Below are 4,860 nucleotides of genomic sequence, written 5' to 3'. Positions count from 1 at the left end.
GTCGGCAGCCGGCCTTCGCCAAGCGCTTGCGCGTGGGTGAGGAGCGTCGCGGTGTCCGCCGGGTCGGTGAAGACGCAAAAACAATGTTTGTCGAGGGCTTGCCGCAGGATGTCGTCCGCCATCGTCCGCGGGTCCGACCCGTAACGCTCGAGGAAGGCGCGGCTCGCGCGCAGAACCTCCGCGGAGACCTGGGCGCTGCCGTAGTCGGCTGGGCGGTTGCGGACCGCGTCCGCCATGCCCGAACGGATGGCGCCCGGCAGCACAACCGACACGCGTACGTCGGAGCCGACTTCGAGGAGGTCATGCTGCACCGTCTCGGCGAGCGCGAGCACGGCGTGCTTGCTGGACACGTAGGGCGCTAATGCCGGAAGCGTCGCGACGGCGCTGTTCGACGCGGTGATGAGGACATGGCCCGCGCCTTCTTCCAGCAGAATCGGTACGAAGCTGCGGATTCCGTGGACGACACCGAACACGTTGACGTCGTAGATCCAGCGCCAGTCGTCGACCGAGAGCTCCCAGGCACGGCCCCGCAGATTTACCCCGGCGTTCAGGCACACGATGTCGACGCGGCCGAACCGGTCGAGGGTCCGGCTGGCGAGGGCGGCGACCTCGTCGTCCTTGGTGACGTCGGTGCGAACGGCGAGCACCTCCGCGCCGCCGACCCGCAGGCGCTGCTGCGCCCGCGCGAGCGCGTCCCCGTTGATGTCGGCGATCACGACGCTCATCCCTCGGGCCACGAGGCCGGCGGCCAGTCCGAGCCCGAGACCGCTCGCCGCGCCGGTGACGACGGCGACACTTGTTTCGCCCACGATGCCCCCAGTCCGCGATGACTAGTTGTACTTCTAACAAGTAACATGGAGGCATGGTGACGTCAATCACCCAACGGTCGCGACGCACGCAGGCACAACGTCGCGACGCCGCCCGCATCGCCATCCTCGAGACCGCGATCCACCTGCTCGCCGACGGTGGCTACGGGAACATGACGCTTGCCGATCTAGGTGAGCGCGCCGGCTACAGCCGGAGTCTGGCCACGCACTACTTCGGCTCCAAGCCGAAGCTGCTTGCGGCGATCATCGACCACGTGCTCAGGGAGAGTCCGCCAGCGGCGCTGGATGACAACGTCCGCGGGGCCGAGCGCATCGAGGCTGAGATCATCGGGCTGTTCGACGGCCTGACCGCCAACCCGTCGGCGGCCCGCGCCTACATCGTCATCGCCCACGAGGCGGCCACCTCCCTGCGGGAACTCCTGCCGGTGATCCACCAGCAGAACATCGCGTTCCGGGGGCGTATCGAGTCCGCACTCAGCGAGGGCATCGAGCTCGAAACGATCCGGGCGGGCCTCGACCCGGCATCGGTGAGCATCGCGGTGATGGCCATGATCCGAGGCATTACGTGGGAATGGTTCACCGACACCACCCTCGATCTGGCGGCCTGCAAGCAGGCGATCCTCGACCAGGCCCGTGTGTTGTGCACAGCCACCAGCGGCTGAGCACCGGGGCGGGAGCTGAGCTGCGCTCAGCAGGCGTCCCGCCACCGGACGGACCGCCTCCACGGATCGGTCCGCCTCGTGACCTTCTCAGCAGTGACCCATCCAGCGGAGGTACCCGATGACGACTCCGACGTTCGACTCGTTGTTCGACATCCGCGACCGTGTGGTGGTCGTGACCGGCGCCAGCAGCGGCATCGGTCGGATGCTTGCGCACGGCCTGACGGCGGTGGGCGCGAAGGTGGTGCTCGCCGCGCGCCGCGAGAACCGGCTGCGCGACCTCGTCGCCGAGATTGCCAAGGAGCTCGGCGAGGACGGGAGAGCCGTCCCGGTCGCCTGCGACATCTCCGACGATGCCGGCCGCGCCCGGCTGGTGGACCAGGCCGTCCGGGAATTCGGTGGGATCGACGGGCTGGTCAACAACGCCGGCATCAGCGGGAGCGGCTTGCCTGCCACCCGGCAGAGCACCGCGGAGTTTCGGGAGGTGCTGGAGGTCGACCTCGTCGCGCCGTTCGACCTGGCCAAACGGTGCCTGGTGTCGATGCGGGAGCGAGGCGGTGGCTCGATTGTCAACGTCACGTCCACCGCGGCGGTCACGACCACCGGAACGGGTATCCCCCAGGCTGCCTACTGCGCCGCCAAGGCCGGGCTCGCGCATCTGACCCGCGAGCTGGCCGTGCAGTGGGGCCGCTACCTCGTCCGGGTGAACGCCTTCGCCCCCGGCTTCTTCGCCACCGAAATGACGGAACTGATGACGGACGCCGACGGGATGCCGCCGGACTGGCTCACCGTCCGCCAGGCGATCAAGGGGTCGGCAGGTGCGGCGGACGCGCTCGGAACAGTGCAGTTCCTGCTCTCCGACGCCTCCCGTTTCGTGACTGGTCAGCACATCGTGGTGGACGGCGGCCAGACGATCACCTGAGCTCGAAACGCCCCTGCCCGCCGGACGGCGCCACCGACAGACAGCCCTGTCGGTGGCACGCTGACATCGACGGCAGTCCGACAATCCGGACTGCACCGGATGAGACACCCCACAGGAGGGCCGGGTATGACCGACGCCCGTCGTCACGGACCGCGACGTATCCCGCCGCCGGCGGGAATGACCGACGTCGAGCGCTTACTGGCGTACCAGGAGATCGGGCAGCTTGCCGCCCGCTACGCCCTCGCGGTCGGCTCCTGCGACACCGAGGCGCTGGTCGAGCTGTTCGTCCCGGACGTCAAGGTAGGAAGGGGCGGCCGGGGCCGGGACGCGCTGCGGGCATCCTTCGACCTGCATCTGAGGGCCGCGCCCGTCGCCATCCTCACGGTCGGCCAGCACGTCATCAACCTGCTTGAGCCGGAGCGCGCCGCGGGAACGGTCTACTGCATCGCCGAACTGGGGGACGAACGGAGCTGGTTACGCCAGGCCATCGCCTACGAGGACGACTACGAGCGGCGGGACGGCGAATGGTACTTCACGCGTCGTGACCACCGGCTCTTCTACGGTCTGCACCTCGACGAGCGGCCGCTCCGGCAGGAACCCGCGAGCTGGCCGGCGAGCGCCACCGGTCGCGGCGACATTCCGCAGGCGTGGCCCACCTGGCAGGACTACTGGCACAGGCCAGCGGACTGACGCAGCCGCGACAGGGACGGCACGGAGCATGGACGACATCCTTCAGTCGGTCCTGGTCGGCACCGTGGCGTCAGCTCCCCCCACGCCTTCGCTCGTCGTGGTGTTCCGGCCCCGACCATCTGACCGTCGGAGCACGCTGAGTGCGACCCCGATGACGGTGAGGCCCCCTCCAAAGATGATTAAAAACAATGGAACGACCTTTTTGACCAGGTTGATCTGGTCACCCAGGTCCGTCGCGTAGCTTGCGAGATCGGCGACCGATGGTGGGGTCTGCGAGTAGTCGATGTTGAAGATTCGCGTCGTCGGTGGAGTGCGGACCAGGCGGGCGAGCGTTGCCTCTGCCCCGGTGACGGTCGTATTGCTGGCATATTCAGGCTTCGCGAGGATGGTCTGGATCCGGCCCATGCCGGCAAGGTCGGGCTGCGCGTAGATCGTCTGGTTGATGCGGTCGAGCGAGACGATCGCGCCGGTCCGTGGTTCGACAAGGAGTCGAGTGTCCACATCGAGCAGGTAGTTCAGCGCGATCGGCTGGCCGATGACCGAAACGATCTCGGCCTGGTCGGCTGCGGACAGTTGAGGCAGCACCTGCGTCGCGAATTGCTGCGTGTCCAGGCCCTGCGCCTTGAGTTGAGGACTGAGCTGCTGAAGCGTGAGTTGCCTGGGAATGCCCTGCGACCTCAGTTGATCGATGTAGTAGCCCTGTACCGGCGCTTTCTCCAGGCGTCCGTGCATCGGCCGTAACGTCAACCCGGCCCGCTCCACGCTCGGCCCGTCCTGCCGGAACGGGTAAGGTGCCCCCACTTCGTTCTTCCAGATCGAGTACGGCCCATCGCCGGCATCGAACGGCAGATTGATCGAGTAGTTCGGAGAACGGTCGATCTTGTTCTGTGTCGTGTAGGCGTAGGCGCGTTCCTCCGCCAGATTTTTCAGCGAGCTGCGGTCGATGACATAGCGCTGCAGGAAGTTCTGCTCCGGCAGAGGTCCGATTTTTTCGACGTCGTCCTCCTGAACCACGACCTTCGATGTCGACGACTCGACGACATGGATTCGGCGTTTGACGTCGAGCGGGAATGACGTCGGGCTAGGTTGCGGCGCCGCTGTTGCCGGATCAACGTAAAGCGTGAACGTGCCGCTCGCATGCACGGTCTTGTCCAGGTCATCGGGGTACTTCACAAGCTGGCCGGGGGCGACGAACCGCCAGGCGCCTGCGATCACGAGGAGAAGCATCCCGATCGTGACGAGTAATTTCGAGATACGACGCACGCTGGGAGCCTCCGCTGCGTGGGAATTGAGAGTTGCTGCGCGACTGCGGGTATGGCCGCAGCGACCGAGCGCTTACATCGCCGACCGCGACGTTCCAGCAGCAGCCGGGCGCCTGGTGTAACGTGCGCACGTCGGACCCGCAGGTTGGCATCACCGAGACGCTGTAGCGCCGTGGCCGTGGCCACGGCTTCGCGCTCCCGCCAGCGGGTGTTCGTGGCGTGTGCTCACAACCGTGTCTCGACATCAGCACCCTCGGCCGCCGACTGAGGGTGCTGATCATACCACGGCAGGCAAGGTACTCGTGGAGTGATCCCGCTTCATCGTCGCCGGTAGCGATCAGCGCGTCGACATCGACCGCACCCCCTCCTCGGCAAGCGCCTGCGCAGGATGTCGACCCGCGGGCCGGGCGAACCCGAGTGTTCTCGCAGGTATGAACCATAAGCTGGAGATCTTCAAAAGCTCAGAGCCCCGCGCCGTGTGATCGGCTGCGGGGCTCTGA

Annotated in this window: 5 protein-coding genes; 3 read left to right on the top strand and 2 right to left on the bottom strand. The window is 67.0% G+C overall.

What is annotated here, in order from left to right; translation table 11 throughout:
• A partial coding sequence (locus U9980_RS17780; protein WP_322768946.1) for an SDR family NAD(P)-dependent oxidoreductase occupies positions 1-809 on the bottom strand: 809 nt, incomplete at its 3' end.
• 56 nt (positions 810-865) lie between these two features.
• On the opposite strand from U9980_RS17780, the gene U9980_RS17775 reads away from it, so the two are divergent.
• The 3 genes from U9980_RS17775 (at position 866) to U9980_RS17765 (ending at position 3,098) form a co-directional block, all read left to right on the top strand.
• A complete protein-coding gene (locus tag U9980_RS17775) occupies positions 866-1,489 on the top strand; it encodes a TetR/AcrR family transcriptional regulator (protein WP_322768945.1) in 624 nt (207 codons plus the stop codon).
• A gap of 118 nt (positions 1,490-1,607) precedes the next feature.
• A complete protein-coding gene (locus U9980_RS17770; RefSeq protein ID WP_322768944.1) occupies positions 1,608-2,408 on the top strand; it encodes an SDR family oxidoreductase in 801 nt (266 codons plus the stop codon).
• Between the two features lie 126 nt (positions 2,409-2,534).
• Positions 2,535-3,098, top strand: coding sequence for a nuclear transport factor 2 family protein (locus U9980_RS17765; protein ID WP_322768943.1), 564 nt, complete (start codon positions 2,535-2,537; stop codon positions 3,096-3,098).
• Positions 3,099-3,140: 42 nt separating this feature from the next.
• Here the strand turns inward: U9980_RS17765 and U9980_RS17760 are convergent, their stop codons facing one another.
• Positions 3,141-4,361: a porin PorA family protein gene (locus U9980_RS17760; RefSeq protein WP_322768942.1), complete on the bottom strand. Its 1,221-nt coding sequence runs from the start codon at positions 4,359-4,361 to the stop codon at positions 3,141-3,143.
• Between the last annotated feature and the right edge of the window lie 499 nt (positions 4,362-4,860).

The sequence above is a fragment of the Protofrankia sp. Cr1 genome (assembly GCF_963555865.1).
In the GTDB taxonomy this organism is placed as follows: Bacteria; Actinomycetota; Actinomycetes; order Frankiales; family Frankiaceae; genus Protofrankia.
This window is presented reverse-complemented; position numbering and strand designations above follow the sequence as displayed.